20 protein-coding genes are annotated in these 24,474 nt (G+C 38.8%); 1 reads left to right on the top strand and 19 read right to left on the bottom strand.

The genetic code is table 11. From position 1 onward, the window contains the following. Nucleotides 1–48: 48 nt before the first annotated feature. The 7 genes from priA to ACE38V_RS07095 form a co-directional block, all read right to left on the bottom strand. The gene (gene priA / locus ACE38V_RS07125; RefSeq protein ID WP_375840526.1) at nt 49–2,463 is read right to left on the bottom strand and encodes a primosomal protein N'; all 2,415 of its coding nucleotides are present in this window, start codon (nt 2,461–2,463) and stop codon (nt 49–51) included. Next, on the bottom strand, nt 2,450–3,664 hold the full coding sequence (coaBC, locus tag ACE38V_RS07120) for a bifunctional phosphopantothenoylcysteine decarboxylase/phosphopantothenate--cysteine ligase CoaBC (RefSeq protein ID WP_375840525.1): 1,215 nt from the start codon (nt 3,662–3,664) through the stop codon (nt 2,450–2,452). Before coaBC ends, priA begins: the two co-directional genes overlap by 14 nt. A gap of 181 nt (nt 3,665–3,845) precedes the next feature. Beyond that, the gene (gene rpoZ / locus ACE38V_RS07115) at nt 3,846–4,046 is read right to left on the bottom strand and encodes a DNA-directed RNA polymerase subunit omega (protein ID WP_375840523.1); all 201 of its coding nucleotides are present in this window, start codon (nt 4,044–4,046) and stop codon (nt 3,846–3,848) included. A gap of 2 nt (nt 4,047–4,048) precedes the next feature. Beyond that, nucleotides 4,049–4,663 (bottom strand): guanylate kinase, encoded by a 615-nt coding sequence (gene gmk / locus ACE38V_RS07110; protein ID WP_375840756.1) that lies wholly within the window; start codon nt 4,661–4,663, stop codon nt 4,049–4,051. Nucleotides 4,664–4,673: 10 nt separating this feature from the next. Next, nucleotides 4,674–4,937: an extracellular matrix/biofilm regulator RemA gene (remA, locus tag ACE38V_RS07105; RefSeq protein WP_375840522.1), complete on the bottom strand. Its 264-nt coding sequence runs from the start codon at nt 4,935–4,937 to the stop codon at nt 4,674–4,676. 60 nt (nt 4,938–4,997) lie between these two features. Beyond that, on the bottom strand, nt 4,998–5,873 hold the full coding sequence (locus ACE38V_RS07100) for a YicC/YloC family endoribonuclease (RefSeq protein WP_375840521.1): 876 nt from the start codon (nt 5,871–5,873) through the stop codon (nt 4,998–5,000). A gap of 508 nt (nt 5,874–6,381) precedes the next feature. Continuing rightward, nucleotides 6,382–9,057, bottom strand: a complete 2,676-nt coding sequence (locus ACE38V_RS07095) for a cation-translocating P-type ATPase (RefSeq protein ID WP_375840520.1) — start codon at nt 9,055–9,057, stop codon at nt 6,382–6,384. Between the two features lie 243 nt (nt 9,058–9,300). Here ACE38V_RS07095 and ACE38V_RS07090 point away from each other — a divergent pair, with 243 nt between their 5' ends. Then, on the top strand, nt 9,301–11,016 hold the full coding sequence (locus tag ACE38V_RS07090) for an Rqc2 family fibronectin-binding protein (protein ID WP_375840519.1): 1,716 nt from the start codon (nt 9,301–9,303) through the stop codon (nt 11,014–11,016). A gap of 45 nt (nt 11,017–11,061) precedes the next feature. Here the strand turns inward: ACE38V_RS07090 and pyrE are convergent, their stop codons facing one another. From pyrE to lspA, 12 genes are all read right to left on the bottom strand, one after another. Continuing rightward, entirely contained in the window at nt 11,062–11,700 is a 639-nt protein-coding gene (pyrE, locus tag ACE38V_RS07085; RefSeq protein WP_375840518.1) for an orotate phosphoribosyltransferase, read from the bottom strand. Nucleotides 11,701–11,702: 2 nt separating this feature from the next. Further along, complete coding sequence (pyrF, locus tag ACE38V_RS07080) at nt 11,703–12,413, bottom strand: orotidine-5'-phosphate decarboxylase (RefSeq protein WP_375840517.1); 711 nt, start codon at nt 12,411–12,413, stop codon at nt 11,703–11,705. 1 nt (nt 12,414) lies between these two features. After that, nucleotides 12,415–13,326 (bottom strand): dihydroorotate dehydrogenase, encoded by a 912-nt coding sequence (locus tag ACE38V_RS07075; RefSeq protein ID WP_375840516.1) that lies wholly within the window; start codon nt 13,324–13,326, stop codon nt 12,415–12,417. Continuing rightward, on the bottom strand, nt 13,323–14,102 hold the full coding sequence (locus tag ACE38V_RS07070; protein WP_375840515.1) for a dihydroorotate dehydrogenase electron transfer subunit: 780 nt from the start codon (nt 14,100–14,102) through the stop codon (nt 13,323–13,325). The genes ACE38V_RS07075 and ACE38V_RS07070 overlap by 4 nt, the downstream gene beginning before the upstream one ends. After that, a complete protein-coding gene (gene carB, locus ACE38V_RS07065; protein WP_375840514.1) occupies nt 14,099–17,311 on the bottom strand; it encodes a carbamoyl-phosphate synthase large subunit in 3,213 nt (1,070 codons plus the stop codon). The genes ACE38V_RS07070 and carB overlap by 4 nt, the downstream gene beginning before the upstream one ends. Continuing rightward, complete coding sequence (locus ACE38V_RS07060; RefSeq protein ID WP_375840513.1) at nt 17,290–18,396, bottom strand: carbamoyl phosphate synthase small subunit; 1,107 nt, start codon at nt 18,394–18,396, stop codon at nt 17,290–17,292. Before ACE38V_RS07060 ends, carB begins: the two co-directional genes overlap by 22 nt. Continuing rightward, entirely contained in the window at nt 18,393–19,679 is a 1,287-nt protein-coding gene (locus tag ACE38V_RS07055; RefSeq protein WP_375840512.1) for a dihydroorotase, read from the bottom strand. The genes ACE38V_RS07060 and ACE38V_RS07055 overlap by 4 nt, the downstream gene beginning before the upstream one ends. Beyond that, nucleotides 19,642–20,571, bottom strand: a complete 930-nt coding sequence (locus tag ACE38V_RS07050; RefSeq protein ID WP_375840511.1) for an aspartate carbamoyltransferase catalytic subunit — start codon at nt 20,569–20,571, stop codon at nt 19,642–19,644. The genes ACE38V_RS07055 and ACE38V_RS07050 overlap by 38 nt, the downstream gene beginning before the upstream one ends. 305 nt (nt 20,572–20,876) lie before the next feature. Next, nucleotides 20,877–22,187 carry a solute carrier family 23 protein gene (locus tag ACE38V_RS07045; RefSeq protein ID WP_375840510.1) on the bottom strand — a complete coding sequence of 437 codons (1,311 nt, stop codon included), beginning with the start codon at nt 22,185–22,187 and terminating at the stop codon, nt 20,877–20,879. A 108-nt stretch (nt 22,188–22,295) separates the two neighbouring features. Continuing rightward, a complete protein-coding gene (gene pyrR, locus ACE38V_RS07040) occupies nt 22,296–22,832 on the bottom strand; it encodes a bifunctional pyr operon transcriptional regulator/uracil phosphoribosyltransferase PyrR (RefSeq protein ID WP_375840509.1) in 537 nt (178 codons plus the stop codon). 206 nt (nt 22,833–23,038) lie between these two features. Further along, on the bottom strand, nt 23,039–23,950 hold the full coding sequence (locus ACE38V_RS07035; protein ID WP_375840508.1) for an RluA family pseudouridine synthase: 912 nt from the start codon (nt 23,948–23,950) through the stop codon (nt 23,039–23,041). Then, on the bottom strand, nt 23,950–24,414 hold the full coding sequence (gene lspA / locus ACE38V_RS07030) for a signal peptidase II (protein WP_375840507.1): 465 nt from the start codon (nt 24,412–24,414) through the stop codon (nt 23,950–23,952). Before lspA ends, ACE38V_RS07035 begins: the two co-directional genes overlap by 1 nt. Between the last annotated feature and the right edge of the window lie 60 nt (nt 24,415–24,474).

Genomic DNA, 24,474 nt, shown 5'->3' with positions numbered 1-24,474 from the left:
AAAATACTATATTCTATTTTCAACCAAAAAGTTGAAATTCATAACTTTTTACATCATAATATTAGGATTTAAATCAATCGATATTTGCAATCCATTTGAACTTATTTCCTGTTGATATTGGTCTAAGATTGCTTTCAAACAAATCCCAAGCTTCGGTTCCCGTTTGTATTTTATCAAACATTGATAGCGATATCTATCGTTTATCCGAGGAATAGGAGAAGCAACAGGGCCTAAAATAATCGCTTCATTTGATAGTTTGGACTCAACGTATTTTGTTATATTTTCCGTAACTGATACAACCTTCATTAAATTTTCATGCTGAACGGTAATTAATGATAGAAAATAAAAAGGCGGGTATGCTCGCAATTTCCTTTCAATCATCTCATGCTGATAAAACTGTTCAAAATCCTGTTTTCCCGATAGCACAACGCTATAATGCTCAGGAGAATATGTTTGTATGACCACTTCGCCTTTCAATTTATGACGACCTGCCCGTCCACTGACTTGAGTGAGCAGCTGAAAGGTTTTTTCAGAGGATCGGAAATCCGGTAAATGAAGCATGGTATCCGCAGTTAAGACCCCAACGAGAGTGATATTGGGAAAATCCAATCCTTTGGCAATCATTTGTGTTCCTAATAGAATATCCGCTTTTCCTTCCGCAAAATCTGTTAATAATCGTTCATGTGCGCCTTTTCGGCTGGTGGTGTCTACATCCATACGGATCACCCTTGCCTCAGGCAATACCTTTCCAAGCTCTTCCTCCACCTTTTGTGTTCCTGTTCCAAAATAACGGATATGCTCACTATTACACTCTGGACAACGAGTAGGAACAAAAGTTTCGTAGCCGCAATAATGGCATTTCATTTGTGATTGAAACCGATGGTAGGTGAGGGAGATATCGCAATGAGGACAATTTAAAACATAACCACAATCTCGACACATAACAAAAGAAGAATGTCCTCTCTTATTTAGAAGCAGAACGGTTTGTTGCTGTTTTTCTAAACGATCTTGTAGCTTTTCAAATAGAATTTTAGAAAACATCGAACGATTGCCATCTCTCAATTCTTCACGCATATCAACGATATTAACGGTAGGTAAAGCCTGATTATTCATCCGCTTTGGTAAGGTTAAAAGCTGATATACTTTTTTTTGTGCCCTTGCAAATGTTTCAAGAGAAGGTGTCGCACTTCCTAAAATAACAGGACAATGATGATAGATTCCTCTTTCGATTGCAACATCCCTTGCATGATATCTTGGATTCTCTTCCTGCTTATAGCTGCTTTCATGCTCCTCATCGATAATGATGATTCCTAAATTTTCAAAGGGAGCAAATATAGCAGATCTTGCACCAACGACAACCCGAACTTCTTTTCGGTGGATCTTTCTCCATTCATCATATTTTTCACCGACAGAAAGGCCGCTATGAAGAACCGCCACTTCATTGCCAAATCTTCCTTTAAATCTTTTCACCATCTGAGGAGTTAATGAGATTTCCGGAACAAGAACAATGGCCTCTTTCCCCTTATTTAAGACTTCTTGAATGGATTGTAAATAGATCTCGGTCTTCCCGCTTCCTGTCACACCAAATAAAAGGAAAACTTGATGCATTTCTTTCTCAATCGCCCCTAAGATCGGAGTGATGGCTTCATCTTGTTCCTTTGTAAGTGTAAGAGGTTCCGTTTTCTCAAAAATTCGGTCTTGATACGGATCCCGATAAACCTCCATTTCCTTTTCCTGTAGGATCCCTTTTTCAACTAAGCCTTTAATAATGGCACTAGAAATCCCTAATTCAGAAAGAATAAAACGATGTTCTACCGGATGCGGATATTCAATAAAATAATCAACAACTTCCTTCTGCTTTATCGCTCGGGTGGAAAGTTGATTTTTTTTCATCTGGAGCTCTGAGGTTGTCCCATTTGGAAAAACATATTTCTTTTTTTTCTTATTGATTTTCCCTTTCACTTCATAGATGACTTCCATAGATCCAGTTGCTACTTCCTTTTGCACGGCAGACAGAAGTCCGCTGTTTTTGACTTCTTCCCAATTAAGTGTAGAAACTCCCTGAAATAACGCTTGGATTTTTTCAGATGCCTTTTGAAATAAGGAGCCATCCACCACTTGAACTTTTTTCTGATATTTTGCCTTTAATGCAGCAGGCAACATCGCTTGAAAGGCAGAGATTTTATAACATAGGGTATTATCAGTTAGCCAGTCTCCAAGCAATAAGAGTTCATTTGTAAGAGCTGGCTCTATATCCATCGGTTCAATGATTTCCTTAAGTTGCGGAAAATCTGACTCCTCTTGAATAGCGACGACAAATCCTTGTACTTTTCTTGGTCCAAAAGGGACAATGACGCGCATTCCAGGTTTAATAATCTCTTCATATTCATCCGGAATAAAATAATCAAATGCACGATCCGTTTGTTTCGCCGGAACATCCACAATAATACTAACAATTTTCATTCAGATCATCCTTAAAAAAGGTGAGTGCTTCTTTGAGAATACGTTGTGCCACATCTTTTTTGGCTAAAAGAGGAAGCTCGATAGGATCACCATTTCGTTTAAAAATCGTCACAATATTTGTATCGGTTCCAAAGCCGGCTCCTTCTGATTTCACATTATTGGCGACAATCATATCTGCATTTTTCCGTTCCAGCTTCCCTTTGGCATACTCTTCAAGATGATCTGTTTCTGCTGCAAAGCCCACCAAGACTTGGCTTGTTTTTATTTTGCCTAGCTCGAATAAAATATCCTTTGTTCTTTCAAGTTCTAATAATTGTTCCCCTGGTAGTTTCTTCACCTTGTAATCATAGGCCGTTTTTGGACGATAATCAGCTACAGCAGCTGATTTAATGACTAAATCAGCTCCCTCAAATTCATGTAAAACAGCTTGATACATTTCTTCAGCACTTTCAATTTGAATCATTCCCACTCCAGTTGGTGCCGAAAGAGAGACGGGACCTGATATTAAGACCACCTCTGCTCCGAAGTCGCGAGCTGCCTCGGCAATGGCATAACCCATTTTTCCCGTTGAATGATTGGAAAGAAAACGAACAGAATCGATTTTTTCCCTCGTTGGACCAGCAGTAATGACTACTTTTTTCCCTTTAAAAGGCTTTTCCGCTGAAGTTTCAAATTCGAGAATATCAACGATGGTCTCCGGTTCTTCTAATCTTCCTTTTCCGACATAGCCACATGCTAAATAGCCTTCTCCTGGCTCGATGAAACGATATCCGTAATTCGCTAATGTTTGAAGGTTTTTTTGCACTGCAGGGTGAGCATACATATGCACATTCATTGCAGGGGCTATATATACAGGTGCTGTTACTGCCAAGCATGTCGTAGAAAGCATGTTATCAGCAATTCCATTAGCCAGCTTTCCAATGACATTAGCTGTAGCTGGAGCAATAAGTACAAGATCTGCCCAATCAGCTAAATCAATATGAGCTACAACCTTTGAATTTTTTTCATCAAATGTATCAGTATAAACATCGTTTTTAGATAGAACTTGAAAGGTTAGAGGAGTCACAAATTTAGCAGCGGACTCACTTAAGATCACCTTTACTTCTGCACCTTTTTGGGTTAATTTACTTGTTAACGCAGCTGCCTTAAATACGGCAATTCCGCCCGTTACACATAATAAAATCTTTTTTCCGTTCAACATTTTCATGCACTTCCTCTTTTCTAATCCTTCTTTTCATTATGCAGGAAATGACGATTTTTTTCATTAATTTATTCTTATGGTCAAAAAAATAAAGGGTCTATTTCTCCAATCCATTCACACTTTTTATTGTGCGCCATATTAGAGAGAGACCCTTCATTTTGTCATCATTTTTTTCACTTCATTAATCTTGAGTTATTTTATATGTCAATTTATTCGCATGAATTTCTTCCAGTGCTTTACCAACTGCTTTATGTGACACATATTTATCAAGCAATGGAGTCGCATTTTGGCGAAGCAGTCTCGCACGCTTTGCTGCTACAGATACTAATGAATATTTTGAATCAATTTTTGTTAATAAGGAATCAATAGACGGATATAACATAATTATTCAACCTCCAAAATTCTTTTATACCTTGGTTCTACTCTTTCTCTACGGCAATGCTCAGCTACTACAATCGCTTTGATTTTCTCACAAGCATGCTCGACCTGGTCGTTTTCAACCACATAATCATATAAATGCATCATGTCAATTTCTTCTTTCGCCACATTTAAGCGATTATTAATAACCTCTTCTGATTCAGTCCCTCTTGTTACAATGCGATTTTTTAATTCAGAAAGGCTAGGAGGCGCCAAAAAGATAAATAGTCCATCAGGAAACTTCTCTCTAACTTGTTTCGCACCTTCTACTTCAATCTCTAAAAAAACATCCTTACCATTATCTAATGTTTCCCGAACATAATCAACAGGAGTTCCATAATAATTGCCAACAAATTCGGCATATTCAAGTAATTTCCCCTGCTCAATTAAACTTTCGAATTTCTCTCTCGATTTAAAAAAGTAATCCACACCATCAACCTCTCCCTCTCTAGGAGATCTTGTTGTCATCGAGATAGAGTATTCAAAATCGAGATCAGGTTGAGAAAAGATGGCTTTTCTGACGGTCCCTTTACCAACTCCTGATGGTCCCGAAAGAACAATTAATAAACCACTCTCATTAATCATTATATTCCTACCCTTCTTCACTAATTTCATCACGATCATTCAAACGGGAAGCTACCGTCTCAGGTTGAACTGCTGATAAAATAACATGATCACTATCCATGATAATGACAGCTCTCGTTCTTCTTCCATATGTTGCATCTATTAGTGATCCTTGTTCTCTAGCCTCTTGAATAATTCTTTTAATCGGCGCTGACTCTGGACTAACAATAGAAATAATTCTATTCGCAGAGACAATATTGCCAAAGCCAATATTTATCAATTTAATTGACATCCGTGTTACTCCAATCATCAGTTAATTATTTTGACCTTGCCATATATTTTCTAAACATCATTATTCGATATTCTGCACCTGTTCCTTCATCTTTTCTAATAAACTTTTCATTTCAACTACCTGTTGGGCAATGCTTGAATGATTAGCCTTTGCACCAATCGTGTTCACTTCCCGATTCATTTCTTGTACTAAAAAATCTAGCTTTCTCCCGACAGGTTCTTGTTCTTTTAGCGTTTGCTGAAATTGTTGTAGATGGCTTTCCAATCTCTTCAGTTCCTCATTAATATCTGCCTTATCAGCAAAAATTCCAACTTCGGTTAAGATACGATTCTGGTCAATTTCCCCTTGAAAAAATTCCTGAAACTTCTTTTCCAACCTTTCCTGATATTGTTGCACGACAGTTGGTGCAAATTCACTAACCTTGAAAACAATCGTTCCTAGCCTTTGCAACTGAGCTTCTAAATCTCTTTTTAATGCCTCTCCTTCAATTTTCCGCATCTCAATTACCTGTTCAACTGCTTCCTCAACGGCACTTGTCACTAATTGCTCTAATTCTTCGTTTCTGTCACTTTCTTCTTCAATAGAAACGAATTCTTCTCTATTTAAAAGATTACTTAGTGAAATAAAATCATTTAGCTGATATCTTTGCTGAATTTGTTCTATGTATTGATAATATTGGTCTAATAAATCCCAATCTACTTGAATGCTGCGATGAAAGGCTCCAGATCCCTCAATCGTAACAAATACCTCCACACGTCCCCGTTTAATTTGTTCAGCCATTTTCTTTTTCAATTTATCTTCAATTTTCAATAATTGTCTTGGCATACGAATCACAAATTCAGAAAAACGATGGTTTACAGATCTGATTTCTACAGTTACTGAATAGCTTTGAGATTCTTTTTTGCTTCTTCCAAATCCTGTCATACTTAAAACCAATTTATAACACATCCATTCAATTTATCTTCTATATCATTATAGTTAAGAGGTCGTGAAATATCACGCTAACAAGATTATCATATATCTAATTGATCAGGATGCTTTCTATAAAGTGAAATTTCCATGAGTGGGGGTTTTCGACGCACAGGACGTGCTAGTGCAGACGTTGCGATTGACGTCGCGCTTTTAGTCTGTCATTCATCCCCCACTCATGGTTAGTCACGCAAAGCCTGATTGATTTTTCTAAGGGCTGAAGCCCAAAGAAAAATCTTATTTCACTTATCACGCTCAATAACGCCACGTCCTGTGGCTTTCGCCTGACTAGGACATCCTGTCCGTCGTCGGACCTTTACGGACAGTTGATCTCCCACTTATCTTCTTCGTATTCTCAGAATCTTGAAGTGGGAGCCAAAATGTCCGTTAAGAGTGGGATAAATCATTACCTATGTTCAAAACAAAAAGGTAATAGAGTATAACTCTACTACCTTTTGGATTATATCATAACTTCCTATTTTTTTCTTGCGAAAAGTGAACCCGCAAGTAAAAAAGTTGGGATTGCGGATAATCCGATAACTAACAGCCAATCTCTCCCGAGTATCGGAATCGTATGGAAAATTTGCTGTAATGGCGGATAATAAATAACCACAAGCATCAGCAATACAGACGAAAGCACACTCCATAATAAATATTTATTTCCAAATGGATTTCTTGAGAAAACTGATTTCTCACTTCGACAATCAAAGACATGAATAAGTTGAGCTAAAACGAGTGTTGAAAAAGCCACCGTCTGGGCATAAGCAAGGTTATCAGGATGTTCATGATAAGAAATCATAAATGAAAATAAGGTCATTAATCCGATCAAAAACCCTCTTGAAATAACCTTCCATCCTAATCCGCGGGCGAAAACCCCCTCTTTTGGACTCCGTGGATGTCTTTTCATGACATCTTCTTCTGGTTGATCTAAACCAAGTGCCATAGCAGGAAGACCATCTGTTACAAGATTCACCCACAATATTTGTATAGGTACCAATGGAAGTGGAAGAGCAAGCAGCATAGCAAAAAGCATCACTAAAATTTCTCCCACATTAGATGCAAGCAAATAGCGGATAAATTTTCGAATATTTTCATAAATATTTCTGCCTTCATTTATCGCCACTTTGATCGTCGCAAAATTATCGTCTAGAAGGATTAAGGAGGATGCTTCCTTAGCAACATCGGTCCCTGTTATCCCCATTGCAACCCCGATATCAGCAGTTTTTATGGCAGGAGCGTCATTAACTCCATCCCCTGTCATGGCAACAATATGGCCTTTGTTTTGTAAAGCCTTCACAATCTTCAATTTATGTTCCGGTGAAACCCGGGCAAATACCGAAACATCCTCCACAATCTCCTCCAACTCTTCCACCGTCATTTCTGATAAAGCTTTCCCATCGAGAACCTTATTATTTTTAGCTAAAATCCCAAGCTGTTTGGCAATGGCTTTTGCTGTAATGACGTGATCACCAGTAATCATAACGGTTTTAATTCCTGCTTGCTTACATTCTCTGACAGCCTCTTTAACTTCTGGTCTTGGTGGATCGATCATTCCTTGTAATCCAATGATCGTTAACTCTTTCTCTGCTTCTTTATCTGCTAAAATAATCGTTTGGGGGGATATTTCTTTAAACCCAATGGCTATCGTTCTTAATGCTTGTGAAGCTAAGCCATCTATTGCCTCCTTAACTGCCCTACTCATATTGTCTGTCATTAAATGCTTTTTGCCTTCCCATAATACGGATTCACTTATTCCAATTAGGACATCAGGGGCGCCCTTTGTCACAACAAAGGTTCTTCCTGTATGATCTTTAACAATGATGCTCATCATTTTTCTAGTCGAATCAAACGGAAATTCGTTGACAATTTCATACTGATTCAGAAGTTGTTCCCGCTTGTACCCCGCTTTCATAGCAGCAACAAGCAGCGCTCCTTCGGTTGGATCGCCATCAATAACGAATTCTTTCTCTTTTTGCAAAATATCTGCATGATTACAAAGCATCCCAAACATTAGCAATTGTTGTAATTCCTTATGATCCTTTAAATGAATTTGGTTATTTTCCCGATAAAAATTTCCCTTAGGTGAATAACCAACTCCATCAACAGTCCAAACTCTTCCTCCACTCCAAAGATGTGTGACCGTCATTTTATTTTGCGTCATTGTCCCTGTCTTATCGGAACAGATAACAGATGCACAGCCAAGGGTTTCAACAGCAGGAAGCTTTTTCACAATTGCATTTTTCTTAATCATTCTTTGAACACCAAGAGAAAGTGCAACCGTTACGATAGCTGGTAATCCCTCAGGAATAGCCGCAACAGCCAAGGAAACGCCTGCAAGAAACATAGTATATAAGTCATGTCCTTGAATCACACCCACAAGAACAACAAGTACGGTTAAAAATAACGCTGCGATAATTAAAATTTTACCTAGTTGTTCTAATCTTCGTTGTAATGGCGTTTCAATGGTTTCAGCTGATTGCAGCAAATCAGCTATTTGTCCCATTGCTGTCTTCATTCCTGTTGCGACCACTACTCCTTTACCACTTCCTCTGGTAACCATTGTCCCCATAAATGCCATATTTTCCATATCGCCAATCCCTAGATCACTTCCTGCAAGCTTTTCGATCGTTTTTTGTACGGGTAAGGATTCCCCGGTTAAAGCAGATTCCTCAATTTCTAAGCTATGAGCATCGATAATGCGCATATCGGCACCAATGCGGTCTCCACTTGAAAATCGTAAAACATCACCTACTACCACTTCCTTTGAAGCAACCTTTGTCCACTTCCCATTTCGCAATAAGTGAACTTGTGGAGCAGACAGTTCTTTTAAAGCATCTAGTGATTTCTCTGCTCTTCTTTCTTGAAAAAAGCCAAGACATCCATTAATAATGACGATAGCAATTATGGCAATAGCATCTATATATTCTCCAAGCAGGCCTGAGATGAGAGTGGCCCCCAATAAGACAAGTACCATAAAATCTTTAAATTGACTAAAAAATAAGAGTAAAGCAGATTGCTTTTCTCCTTCTTCTAATTCATTTAAACCATCTTTTTTCCTTCTCTCATTTACAGCATGATCCGATAATCCTGCCGAAAAGTCCGTGTTTAATGCTACCCCCACTTCTTCTGTCTTCATTTCATGAAATTTCATAAGGACTCACTTCCTCCTTTATTTCAACCATCATTGTCGGTTCTGAACTTTCTCTAACCTAAACATATTCACACTTGTCCAAAAAAATGCTAAGGGAATTCCGCTATTTACTCGATTCCTTTTCATTAATTTGCTATTCTTTTAAACAGGGTAAGGTAACCTCCTATAATTACTAGAATCACGAAGAAAAAAATTTATCTACGACTTTGATTGTTTGCATTTTTATAGAAAAGGGATGTTTATATGTCGTTTGACGGATTATTTACTAGGGCAATGGTAGAAGAGCTCTCTCAAGCAATATCTGGTGGAAGAATAAATAAAATCCATCAGCCAAATAAGAATGAAATCATCATGATAGTAAGGGCCAGTGGAAAAAATCATAAGGTACTGCTGTCTGTCCATCCTAGCTATGCAAGAGCACAGCTTACACATGAGCAACATAATAATCCAAACGAGCCGCCAATGTTCTGCATGCTGCTGAGAAAGCATTTAGAAGGCTATATTTTAGAAGGAATTCACCAGGTTAATCTCGATCGGATGATTATTTTTGATGTAAAAGGACGAAATGAAGTTGGGGATCTCTCAAACAAACAATTGATTGTCGAGATTATGGGACGGCACAGCAACATTATCTTAGTGGATAAGTCGAAAAATATGATTTTAGATTCGATTAAACATATTTCTTTTGCTGTGAACACCCACCGGGCGATTTTACCGGGGCAGCCCTATATTTTTCCTCCTAATCAAAACAAGGTGAATCCATTAGAAGTGGATGAACAGGAAATTCAGAAAGAGCTAGATTTCAATGCCGGAAAGGTAGATCGTCAATTAGTAGACCAATTTGCAGGGGTTTCCCCATTATTTGCGCGCGAGGTCATCTACCAAGCAGGTACAGCAAATCGGGTCACGGTTCCTAAAACATTTTTCAGTTTATTAAATCAAATAAAAGAAAGACAATATTTCCCAACTATCACTTTACAAAACGGAAAAGAGGCCTTTTATCTCTTTCCGCTTACCTATATGAAAGGGGAAACAAAAGAATTCCCTTCATTAAGTGAAATGCTAGACCGTTTTTACTTTGGAAAAGCAGAACGGGACCGTGTCAAACAGCAAGGAAATGATCTTGAGCGATTTATCGTTAATGAAAAAGTAAAAAATGAAAAAAAATTAACGAAGCTATTGAAAACCTTAGAGGAAGCGGAAAATTCCGATCGATATCAGCTCTTTGGCGAATTATTAACAGCCAATCTTTATGCGATGAAAAGAGGCATGAAAGAAATAGAAGTCATTAACTATTATGACGAAAATGAGGCGAAGGTGAAAATTCAATTAGATCCGCAAAAGACTCCTTCTGAAAATGCCCAAAAATACTTTACAAAATATCAAAAAGCGAAAAATGCTATTCATTTTGTCAAAGAACAAATTGAACTGACGGAAAAAGAAATTGCCTATTTTGATATGCTTTATCAACAAATTGAATCTGCATCCACGAGTGACATTGAAGAAATAAGGGAGGAATTAGCAGAAGGTGGTTATTTACGTATTCGCAGTAAACGGAAAAAGAAAAAATTGGCGAACTCAAAACCCATTCTAGATCACTACCTATCTTCAAATGGAACAGACATTTTCGTTGGGAAGAATAATAAACAAAATGATTATTTAACGAATAAATTTGCAGCAAGAGATGAAATTTGGCTTCATACAAAGGATATCCCTGGGTCTCACGTCGTCATTAGAAGCAAAGAACCGGACGAAAATACCATCATGGAAGCGGCGATGCTTGCGGCATACTTTAGTAAAGCACGAAGTTCCAGTGCCGTACCAGTTGATTACACAAAGGTACGCTTTGTCAAAAAACCAAATGGAGCAAAGCCTGGATTTGTCATCTATGAAAATCAGCAAACCGTATATGTTACACCTGATGAAGATATCATCTTAAAGCTAAAAGCGAATAATTAGTTGATCCGCAAAAAAAATCCAAGCCATAAAGCTTGGATTTTTTCTTTATTCATGAATGAATGCTTTTCCCCATGCTTCAGGGTTTTTCTTCCATTCTAATACTTTCTTTAAATCTTCTTTCTGCATATATCCTTTCTCTGATGCAATCGTGACTAATGTAGTGAAATCTGTTAAGGAATAGGTCATAATTTCCTTATCATTTAACAGTTTACGACCCTTTTCAAGTTCGTAAGTAAATATAGAAACGACCCCTATCACTTCACATCCAGCATTTCTTAATGCTTCAACGGCTGTAATCACACTTCCTCCTGTGGAAATTAAATCTTCAATGACCACTACTTTTTGACCCTTATCCGCTTTTCCTTCAATTTGATTTCCGCGTCCATGATCCTTTGGTTTTGAACGAACATAGCACATAGGCAATTCTAATAATTCGCTAACCCATGCGGCATGAGGAATACCTGCCGTTGCTGTTCCAGCGATTAATTCCACCTCAGGAAATTTTTCTAAAATCAATGCTTTTAGGCCTTTGGCAATTTCTCTTCTAATTTCTGGATAGGAAAGAGTTAAACGATTATCACAATAAATAGGAGATTTGATTCCAGATGCCCACGTAAAAGGTTGATTAGGCTGAAGGGCCACCGCTTTTATCTCTAATAATCTTTCTGCAATTAATTTTTTCATTGTCATTCTCCTTCCCATGCCTGCTTGATTGTATAATAACTTAATAGTGGATCTTCCGCTTTTGTTATGGACCGTCCGACAACAATGGCAGACACCCCTTTTGCTTTTGCAATTTGCGGTGTTGCAACCCGCTTTTGATCCTCGGCATCATCATGATTGAGACGGATTCCTGGCGTTACCGTTAAAAAATTATTTCCAAGCTCATTTCGAATCATCTCAGCTTCATGTGTCGAGCAAACCACTCCATCTAGACCAGCTTCTTGAGTTAACATGGCATAATGTAAAACAGATTGCTGTAGAGAAGCCTGGATTAATTGTTCTTTTCTCATTTGCTCTTCTGAAGTGCTAGTTAATTGGGTAACCGCGATAAGCTTGGGACGATCCTTACTCGAATGAACTCCCATTTCTAATCCTTCAAGCGCAGATTCCATCATATCTTTACCACCTGCTGCATGAACATTGACTAAATCACAGTCCATGCGAGCCAGGCCTTTCATCGCTTGTTTTACTGTATTGGGAATATCATGAAGCTTTAGGTCAAGAAAAATTTGATGCTCCCGTTCCTTTAAATCGTAAATGATTTGCGGACCCTCTTGATAAAATAGCTCCATTCCAACTTTAACAAATAATTTTTCATTTGAAAATTTACTTAGAAATTGAAGCACTTCCTCCTTGTTTGGAAAATCTAAGGCAATGATGAGTGGATTCTTCATCCTACTTCCAACTCCTTCCGATGCATTCCGATATATGCTCATAGCCTAACTTCTCTAATACATGTGGAAGCTCTTCTATTATCTTTGGACATACAAATGGATCCACGAAATTTGCCGTCCCAACTGCAACGGCACTTGCACCAGCATAAAAGTATTCAACCACATCATCAGCACTTTCCACGCCACCCATGCCAATTATCGGTAATGATACATGCTGACTAACCTCATAAATCATTCTGATAGCCACTGGTTTTATCGCTGGTCCAGAAAGTCCGCCTGTGTTATTCGCTAAAATAGGACGGCCTGTTTTCAAATCGATTCTCATCCCAATTAAAGTATTGATCATGGTTAAGCCATCTGCCCCTCCGTCTGCTACAGCCATTGCCATTTCTACTATATTGGTTACATTCGGTGAGAGTTTCACATATACTGGAACACTTGAGACTGTCTTAACTTGTTTGGTTAAATTCTTCGCTACTTCTGGAATAGTCCCAAAAGCGATTCCACCTGTTTTGACATTTGGACAGGAAATATTTAATTCAAGTGCCTTTACATTCGGTGCTTTCGAGATTTTCCTTGCTACCGCAACATATTCTTCTTCTGATGAACCTGCCACATTGGCAATAATGGGTACATCAAATTGTTCTAGCCAAGGAAGCTCCTCAGTTAAAACCTTTTGAAGTCCTGGATTTTGTAAACCGATTGCATTTAACATTCCAGCACTTGTTTCGGCCACTCGTGGAGTCGGATTGCCAAACCGCGGGTTTAACGTGGTCGCTTTAATCATGATTGCACCAAGCTTGCTTAAATCATATAACTGACTGAATTCACGGCCAAAACCAAAGCAGCCGGATGCTGGCATTATTGGATTTTTTAGATTTAATCCCGGCAGCTCAACATGTAGTCGCTTCATAAGACAACCTCCCCAGCACGAAATACAGGACCATCACTGCAGACTTTTTTGTATGAATGCCCATTAGAATCATTGTCTGTATGACAAACACAAGCAAAGCAGGCTCCGATACCGCAAGCCATTCGTTCCTCTAATGACAAAAACAACTTTTCCTGAGAATAGTTATTAGATAGAGCTTTTAGCATTGGTGTTGGACCACATGCATACATACTATCAAATCGAATTCTTTGGTGATCAATGACATCTGTTACAAATCCTTTTATCCCTAAAGTTCCATCAACCGTTGCAATATAGGTTTCTCCTAATCTTGTAAACTCTTTCTCATAAAACACGACAGATTCTGTTTGAAATCCTAACACATGGATGACTTTGACCCCTTTTTTAACAAGTTGATAGGATAATTCATACAGAGGAGGAACTCCGATTCCTCCACCTACAAGTAGAGCAGTTTCCCCTTCTTTTGTTTCTGCAATTGGGAAACCATTCCCTAATGGTCCTAAAATATCTACTGTTTCTCCGGCAACTTTTTTTGAAAGGATAGAGGTGCCTCTTCCTTCTTTTCGATAAATGAGTGTCAATTGTAAATTATTATGGTCGATCCTGCTAATACTTATTGGCCGACGTAATAGCGGATCATGGCCATCATTTACTTTCAAATGAACAAATTGACCCGGCTCACCCATTTCTTGAACAAGCTCACCTGTTATGGTGAGCTCAAAAATATTTTCTGCTAACTGTTTTTGTGAGACGATTTGACATATTTCCTTTTTTATCATGATAGTATTGCCTCCCGAATTTCCACTGGTTTATTCATTGGATCAGCGGAAAAATTCATGGATTCTATAACTCTTAAAATGGCTTCAGCCGTATCTAATGAAGTGAGACAAGGGACACCATTTTCAGCAGATTCCCTGCGAATTCGGAAACCGTCCCTTTCAGGTTGCTTTCCTTTTGTTAAAGTATTAATTATAAATTGAGCTTCCCCATTTCGGATAACATCAAGTAAATTCGGGCCGTCAGATCCTATTTTTTCAACAATCTTCACAGGAATCCCATGCTTTTGCAGGTATCCTGCCGTCCCGTTTGTTGCCATAAGACGATAGCCAATTGAAGCAAATCGTTTCGCTAATTGCAAGCTCTCAGCTTTATCCTTATCTGAAATGGTCATCAAAACAGTGCCAAACTTGTTAATTTTGATTCCAGAGGCTACTAACCCTTTATATAAAGCCTTTTCAAGGGTGATATCTTTCCCCATCACTTCACCAGTAGATTTCATTTCTGGGCCTAATGTGGTATCCACTTTGCGAAGCTTTGCAAAGGAAAAGACAGGGACTTTCACATAGACACCATTTTTCTCTGGTATTAGACCTGATTTGTATCCAAGACCTTCTAATGATTGACCTAATATTACCTTGGTTGCAATTTTCGCCATTGGTACATTTGTTATTTTGCTCAAAAACGGAACCGTTCTACTTGAGCGGGGATTGACTTCAAGAACATAAACATGATCTTTTGTCACCACATATTGAATATTTAATAGACCAATTATTCCTAATCCTCTTGCCAATCTTTCTGTATAGTCAACCAATTTTTCCTTAATCTCCCTATTTAAGCTTTGAGGTGGATATACAGCAATGGAATCTCCAGAATGGACCCCTGCACGTTCAATATGCTCCATAATCCCAGGAATGACCACATTTTCTCCATCTGAAATTGCATCGACTTCAATTTCTTTTCCTGTTATATAACGGTCAATTAATACCGGTTGTTCCGGATTGATCTTTACGGCATTTTCCATATAGTGAAGCAATTCTTCCTCTTGATAGACAATTTCCATTGCTCTTCCGCCAAGAACATAGGATGGTCTCACAAGAACCGGGTAGCCTATTTCCTTGGCAATTTCTACAGCTTCTTCAACAGAGAGAGCGGTTTTCCCTTCAGGTTGTGGAATTTCCATGACTGATAAAGCATGCTCAAATTTATCACGATCTTCTGCTCGATCAAGATTTTCAAGAGAAGTACCGAGAATTTTGACTCCTCTTTCAACTAGCTTGCTAGCTAGGTTAATGGCGGTTTGCCCACCAAATTGAACAACAACGCCAACTGGTTTTTCTAAATCAACGATATGCATGACATCTTCAATCGTCAGCGGTTCAAAGTAGAGCTTATCAGAGATACTAAAATCCGTTGAAACAGTTTCTGGGTTATTATTGATAATAATTGCTTCATATCCCTCTTCCTTAATGGCCCAGACTGCATGAACGGTAGAATAGTCAAACTCAATCCCTTGACCAATCCGGATTGGTCCAGAGCCTAGCACAATAACACTTTTTCTTTCTGTAACAACGGATTCATTTTCTTCCTCATACGTTCCATAATAATATGGAGTTTCTGATTCAAATTCCGCTGCACAGGTATCAACCATTTTATAGACTGGGATTAGCCCAAGAGTTTTTCGCCAATTATATACTTCCAGTTCCGAACAATTCCACATCTTGGCGATTACTTGATCGGCATAGCCCATTTCTTTTGCAAGCTTCCCTACTTCTAATTGGAATGGACTTTTTCTCACAACCTCATCAAATAAGACGATTTTCTCCACTTTGTGTAGGAAAAAGAGATCGATTAGACACCATTCATGAATCGTTTCAATGCTAATACCTCTTTTTATCGCCTCAGCAATATAAAACAAACGTTCATCTCCTGCTTTACGGATCCGTTTTTCCAGTATTTCATCACGAATGGTTTCTGCATCATGTAGGCTTAGATGATAGACGTTTGCTTCTAACGAGCGTACTGCTTTTAAGAGTGATTCTTCAAATGTACGCCCAATGGCCATCACTTCACCGGTTGCTTTCATTTGCGTTCCTAATGTTCTGCTCGCAGATTCAAATTTATCAAATGGCCACCGTGGAATTTTCGTTACAATATAGTCTAAAGCAGGTTCAAAGCAAGCATATGTTTTACCTGTAACGGGATTAATCATTTCATCTAAGGTAAGACCAACAGCAATTTTGGCAGCCAGTTTTGCGATTGGATATCCTGTTGCCTTCGATGCTAGTGCAGATGACCTGCTCACCCGTGGATTTACCTCGATGATATAATAATTAAAGCTATCTGGGTCCAAAGCCATTTGCACATTACAGCCACCCTCAATCTCTAATGCACGAATAATTTTTAATGAGGTATTTCGCAGCAACTGATATTCCCGATCACTTAAGGTTTGACTCGGTGCAACCACAATGGAGTCACCAGTATGGACTCCAACTGGATCGATATTTTCCATATTACAGACCACAATGGCATTGTCATTTGAGTCACGCATAACTTCATATTCAATTTCCTTAAAGCCCGCAATACTCCGTTCTAATAGACATTGCGTGACGGGACTATGTTTTAATCCACTTGTGACGATTTCGATTAGTTCTTCCTCATTCTGGCATATCCCCCCGCCTGTACCTCCAAGCGTGAAGGCAGGACGGACAATTACTGGATAGCCAACTTGTTTAATAAATGAATAAGCTTCTTCTAATGAGTGAATAATTTCACTCTCAGGAACGGGTTCTCCTAATTCATTCATTAGACTCCGAAATAAATCTCGATCCTCTGCCTGATTGATGGCAGAAAGCTTCGTGCCTAATATCTCTACTCCACATTCTTCTAAAACACCAGATCCCGCAAGCTCGACAGCAAGATTTAACCCAGTTTGACCTCCCAAGGTTGGGACAATCGCATCGGGACGCTCCTTTCGAATAATAGTACTCACAAATTCGAGCGTAAGAGGTTCGATATAAACGGCATCCGCAATTTCTGTATCTGTCATAATCGTTGCAGGGTTCGAATTGACTAGAATAACTCGATATCCTTCTTCCTTTAAGGCGATACAAGCTTGTGTTCCTGCATAGTCAAATTCTGCCGCTTGCCCAATGACAATTGGACCAGAACCAATGACTAAAATACTCTTTATATCTGTACGCTTTGGCATTTATCAGCACATCCCTTTTTCTCAGATTCTATCAATTGTAAAAATTGATCAAATAAGTAGTTGCTGTCTTCAGGACCAGGCGATGCCTCTGGATGGTACTGAACCGTGAAGGCAGGAAATTTCTTATGCCTCAATCCTTCGATTGTGCCATCATTTAGAGCAACATGCGTCACTTCTAAAGGAGTACCTGAAATGGATGATTCATCAACGGTATATCCATGATTTTGTGAAGTTAAGGACACTCGACCTGTTCTGATATCCTTGACTGGGTGGTTAGAACCGCGATGACCAAATTTCATTTTTTCCGTATTTGCGCCATTGGCAAGGGCGAATAATTGATGTCCTAAGCATATGCCAAATATCGGAACACTTCCTAAAATTCCTTGGATCATTTCGATGGCTTCAGGAACATCCTTTGGATTCCCAGGACCATTGGAAAGCATGACACCATCTGGACTTAAGCTGATAATTTCTTCTGCCTTTGTATTGTAAGGAACAACTATACAATCACAATTGCGTTTATTTAATTCTCGCAATATCCCATGCTTCATTCCAAAATCGACAAGAACAATTCTTCTTCCACGACCTGGACTCGGATAAGGCGTCTTCGTTGACACTTGTTTAACTTGGTCATTCCGTAACTTTGTTGCTTTTAGCTTTTCAATAATCGCATTAGGGTCTTCCATTGCACTGCAGATAGCACCCTTTAATGTCCCATGCTTTCGAATAATTCTAGTTAGCTTTCTTGTATCAATTCCTGCAATCCCTGGAATATTTTTCATTTGAAAATATTCATTTAATGAAAATTTGCTGCGCCAATTGGATGGAAACTCCGCTTCTTCCTTCACAATAAAACCTTGAACAGCGGGAATAATGGATTCAAAATCATCCCGATTAATTCCATAATTTCCGATTAGCGGATAGGTTAAGGTCACAATCTGTCCACAATAAGACGGATCCGACAAAATTTCTTGATATCCTGTCATCCCCGTATTAAAAACGACTTCACCAATCGTACTAGTATCACTGCCAAAGCCTTTCCCGATAAAAACCGTTCCATCTTCAAGAACTAACTGTTTATTCATACGATGACACTTCCTTTACTCCAAACAATTTTCCCTCTAGAAATCGTATATGCCGGCCATCCTGTGCATTCCCAGCCAACAAATGGGGTATTTTTCCCTTTTGATAAAAATGTATCAGGATTAATCACCTTTCGATGTTCCAAGTCAAGCAAAACTAAATCTGCTTCACAGCCTACTTCTAACTTTCCATAGGGGAGATTGAAGCTATGAGCAGGTTTAATTGTTAAAAGAGCGATTAATTGCTTTAACGTCATCAATTCCTCCGCAACAAAATGTGTATACAAGAGAGGAAACGCTGTTTCTAAACCAACAATTCCAAATGGAGCCAATTCCATTCCTTCAGCTTTTTCTTCAGCCGTATGTGGAGCATGGTCGGTAGCGATAAAATCAATCGTTCCATCAAGAAGTCCTTCAATTAACGCTGCACGATCATCTTTTCCTCTTAATGGTGGATTCATCTTAAAATTAGCATCTAAACCAGGAATATCTTCCTCACATAACAATAAATGATGCGGTGTTACTTCCGCTGTCACATGGATTCCTGCCCGTTTGGCATCACGAACAACCCGCACAGATTCCTTCGTGCTAATATGACAAACGTGATAATGACATCCTGCTGCCTCTGCTAAAAGAACATCTCGCGCGATTTGAACCGATTCACAAACAGATGGAATCCCATTTAAACCATGTTCCCGTGAAAAATGACCTTCATGAACACATCCCTTATGAATGAGTGTGTTATCTTCACAATGTGCCACGATTGCTGCATTGATTTTGGCAGCCTTTTTCATTGCGTCAAGCATCATGGTTGCCGATTGAACACCAACGCCATCATCTGTAAATGCGAATGCTCCTGATTCCATTAATTCCGAAAAATTCGTTAATTCCCTACCTAGTTCTCTTACAGTAATTGAAGCATATGGTAAAACTCTAACAACTGCTTGTTCGTCAATCCGCTGATTGAGCCAATTTAATTGCTCGATACTATCCGGAACAGGCCTCGTATTTGGCATGGCTGCAATCGTTGTAAACCCGCCTTTTGCAGCTGCTTGTGTACCTGTTGCAATCGTTTCTTTCTGTTCCCCTCCCGGTTCACGTAAATGGACATGAAGATCGACAAATCCAGGAGCAATCAATAACCCCGTTGCATCAATGATTTCCTCTGCCTCTTGAACTATTGACACTCCGATTTCTGCGATTTCTCCATTTTCTATATATATATCTGTTTGCACTTGTTTTCCATCATCAGTAAGCAATTGGCCATTTTTGATAAGTATCGACATATTTTACACCCCCTTCTAAAGATCTCTTCAATACTGCCATTCGCGCAAATACTCCATTTTGCATTTGTTTAAAGATTCTAGACCGCCCACATTCTACTAAACAATCCGCAATTTCGACATCCCTATTCACTGGTGCTGGATGCATAATAATGGCATTGGATTTCATTCGTTTTTCCCGTTCCACCGTTAATCCAAATTCTTGATGATATTCATTTGCTGTTCGATTGACACCGGAATGATGTCTTTCATGTTGGATTCGAAGGAGCATCACGACATCAGAAGTTTCGATCGCGGAATCGATGTCTTCGTAGTGTCCGTTTTGCATAATGTTTTCATCAAACCATTCCTTTGGACCAGAGAATACAACCTCCGCTCCTAATCGAACAAGAGTGTCAGCATTGGATCTAGCCACACGACTATGACGAATATCTCCTATGATGGCCACCTTAAGTCCGGTAAAATGCCCAAACTCCTGCTGTATCGTTAATAAGTCAAGCAATGATTGTGTTGGGTGGTGCCCACAGCCATCACCAGCATTAATCACCGGGATATTAACCCGCCCAACTAATTCTTGAAAGTATTCATCCGCTTGATGACGAATGACAACAGCATTCACTCCTACAGACTCAAGTGTTCGTACAGTATCATATAGTGTTTCACCTTTTTGTACGCTAGAGGTACTTACTTCAAATGGGATAACATTTAATCCAAGTCTACGTTCAGCAACCTCAAAGCTGCATTTTGTTCTTGTACTTGGCTCAAAGAATAAATTAGCTGCAAACATTTGTGATTCTGTTTTCCAGCTTCCTCCTTCAGAAAATTGTTGTGCATCTGACAAAATCCCGAAAATTTCCTCTAATGCTAAGTCTGTTGTTCTCAATAAATGCTTCATTGTTCATCCTCCTCAAAGGTTCAGTTATGGTTTTCATTTGATCACAACATTTTTATAAAAAAAACACCCTGACCTTATTTTGTCAGGGTGTTGATACAGACTGTCATTCTGACTTATTTAAATCAGACACACCTCTCATATTAATTATGAAAGAAGCCTGATTCATTAAGTAAGCATAAAATGTATGTCCTGTAATAGAGGATTGGTTTTTAAACAGCATGAATGTTGCCGTTTGTTCAGGAACAAATGAAACCAATTCCTCTCAACACCCTTTTAAGTCTCTCTGGACCTGTTTAAAAGGTGATTTAAGCTACGTCATCTTTCTCTCCTACATTGTCTTCGAGATTAAATAGATCCACTACTTTCTCTCTACCAGGAAGGATTAGATTTAATAAAACCCCAAGAATGGCTGCAAGCGCCATACCTTGGATTTGGAATTGATCAGAAACTTTGATAAAAGCACCACCGATTCCGATAACGAGAATGACCGATGAGATAACCAGGTTGCGATTATTGCCAAAATCGATTTTGCTATCCACAAGCATACGTAATCCTGAAGAAGCGATGATTCCAAAGAGTAGGATTGATACCCCTCCCATGACAGGGGATGGAATCGTACTAATTAAAGCCGTAATCTTTCCGATAAAACCGAAGATGATGGCGATAACAGCTGCACCAGCAAGGACATATACACTGTATATTCTTGTAATGGCTAATACTCCAATGTTTTCACCATACGTTGTTTTTGGCGGTCCTCCAATAAGAGCGGAAATCATCGTAGCTGTACCATCTCCAAGGATGGATCGATGTAAGCCTGGTTCTTTTATATAATCACGGCCAACTACTTTACTTAGTACTAATTGGTGTCCAATATGTTCTGATAAAGTCACGACAGCCACAGGAACCATTAGTAAGACAATATCAAGTGTCAGGTTCACTTTATAATCGACAAACGGGAACATGAATTTTGGCATCTCAAACCAGTTTGCTTTTAACACTGGACTGAAGTCCACAATTCCGATGATGACGGAATATATATAGCCTACGATAATCCCCCCTAAAATAGGGATAAGGCTCAGCATCTTACGTCCGTATATCGTGAAAACAATTGTCGCAATCAAAGTTATCAGTGCTGCTGAAAAGTGGAGCAAACTATATTTTCCCGTAGCTGGATTATTCATTGCCATCCCAACTGCTGTTCCTGCAAGAGCTAAACCAATAACAACAATGACTGGGCCTACTACAATTGGTGGAAGTAAATTCATAATCCATTTATAACCTGCTTTATAGATGATTAATGATACAATTCCATAAACTAAACCGGCTAAAAAAGTACCAACCATTGCGGCTCCTGGTCCGCCGCTCGCCTTTGCAGCGATGATTGGTGCGATAAAGGCGAATGAAGATCCAAGATAGGCTGGAACCTGCCATTTTGTAATGATAAGGAAGGCAAGCGTTCCTAGACCACTAGAAATTAATGCGATTGCTGGACTTAAACCCACTAAATAAGGAACAAGTATGGTTGCGCCAAACATGGCGAACAAATGCTGGATACTTAAAGTCAACCATTTACCTGGTGATGGAATGTCGTTAATGTCTAAATTTGGTTTATCCATTAGGTATTCTCCTTTTTAATACCCTTTAATGCACCATGTATAAAAGCAATTAAATTCATTTGCTTTCCCTTTGGCAGTCTCTCTGGACTTCATTAAAAGGGTGATTATTTATTTATCATAAATACTTACTTGATCAATTTTATCTACCTCGTGCAATTCAACCACAATTTTTTCTGAACTTGATGTTGGAATATTCTTTCCGACGTAGTCTGCACGAATCGGCAGCTCCCGATGTCCACGATCTACAAGTACAGCAAGTTGCACAGAAGCGGGCCTACCAATATCAACAAGTGCATCAAGGGCTGCACGTACAGTTCTTCCGGTATACAAAACATCATCAACCAAAATGACTTTGAGATTTTTTATATCTGTTTCAATATGAGAACCTTTTACAAGCGGTTCATCCGTTTTGGTCGTTAAATCATCACGATATAGAGTGATATCGAGTTCACCGACCGGAACTGATGTCCCTTCAATTTGCTCAATTTTATCAGCTAAACGTTTCGCTAAATAAATTCCTCGAGTACGTATCCCGATAAGAATACAACCTTCGATGCCCTTATTTTTCTCTATGATCTCATGTGCTACTCTTGTTAATGCACGGCGGATTGCTTGTTCATCTAAGACAATCGCTTTCTGGGACACATGCTTCACCCTTTCAGAATTATTTTGTGAAATAGCGATTTACAAAAAAATCCTCACACCATGAGGTGAGAGGATTAGCGCATACGCGTATCTTTCCAAGCAGAAATAAGATCCACTTGAAATATCCGTCTCCTTCTCAGTCTCACGGGACTGTATTTAAAGGACTTATTCAACTAAAAATATCTTATACCTCATTCAGCTTTCTGTCAACGGTTATTTCTGAGGAAATCTAATAATTCGGCAAAATCTGTAGGAAGTGGAGCTTCAAACTCTAAATATTCACCCGTTCTTGGATGGGTAAATCCTAATATTCCAGCATGCAAAGCCTGGCCGTTAATATCCAATGTTTTTCTTGGCCCATATTTGGGATCACCTGCAAGCGGATACCCAATATATTTCATATGAACGCGAATTTGGTGTGTTCTACCCGTTTCCAATTGGCATTCCACATAAGTAAAATCGTTAAATCTTTCCAAAACTTGAAAATGAGTAACGGCATGCTTTCCATTTTCCACAACCGTCATGCTTTGTCGATCTTTTGGATCACGTCCTAATGGTGCATCGATGGTCCCATAATCATGAGGAATCACGCCATGGACAATAGCGCGGTATTTCCTCGTAACAGTTTTCTCAACTAATTGATTGACAAGCTTTTCATGTGCCATATCATTTTTGGCAATCATCAGCAATCCTGAGGTATCCTTATCAATTCGATGTACGATTCCTGGTCGTAAAACACCGTTTATACCGGACAAATCATGACAATAATACATGATTCCATTTACAAGTGTTCCCGTTAAGTGTCCAGGTGCCGGATGAACCACCATACCCCTTGGTTTATTAACAACTAAGACATCTTGATCTTCATAATAAATATCTAAATCCATTTGTTCCGGAAAACAATCTAAAACTTCAGGCTCCGGTATGTGGACTTCTATCTTATCATTCGATTGACATTTATAATTCGATTTAATTTTTTTCCCATTTACTAAAACTAGTCCTTCTTTTATCCATTGTTGGACTTGGGTTCGTGACCAGTCTTCATTTTGTACAGAAAGAAACTTATCCATTCTTTCTCCTATTTCAGTCTCCTGAACGGTGTATTCCCTTATTTCCATTAAGCTTTCTCCTTCAATTGTCTCTCTTCTAAGAACAGATGTATAATCAGCATCACCACTCCGATACAAAGGGCTGAATCCGCTATGTTAAATATTGGAAAATCATATCCAAAAATATTAGTGTCAACAAAGTCAACCACTTCTTTTCGCACAACTCTGTCAATAAAGTTTCCAATTGCTCCACCAAGAATGAATCCTAATGAAACACCAAATAGAATTTTCCCTTTTGCCGCCTTTTGAATGTAATAAATAATCCCTAAAATGACAATAATCGTGATGATATAAAACAACCACATTTGCCCTGGCAGAATTCCCCACGCCGCACCTTGATTACGATGAGAGGTAATATTCAAGAAATGATCAATAATCGGTATACTTTCACCAAATTCCATATTTTGAACAACAAGCCATTTTGTCAATTGATCCAATCCAATAACAAATAATGCAATTATGTAATAAAACAAGAAAGGCAACCTCCAAACACAATTTCTTCTGCTACCTTCTGAATTTTATCACACTTTATT

It is taken from the genome of Cytobacillus sp. Hz8, from assembly GCF_042263505.1.
Taxonomy (GTDB): domain Bacteria; phylum Bacillota; class Bacilli; order Bacillales; family Cytobacillaceae; genus Bacillus_BE.
Note: the sequence above shows the minus strand (reverse complement) of the source record. Positions and strands in the feature narration are given on the sequence as shown.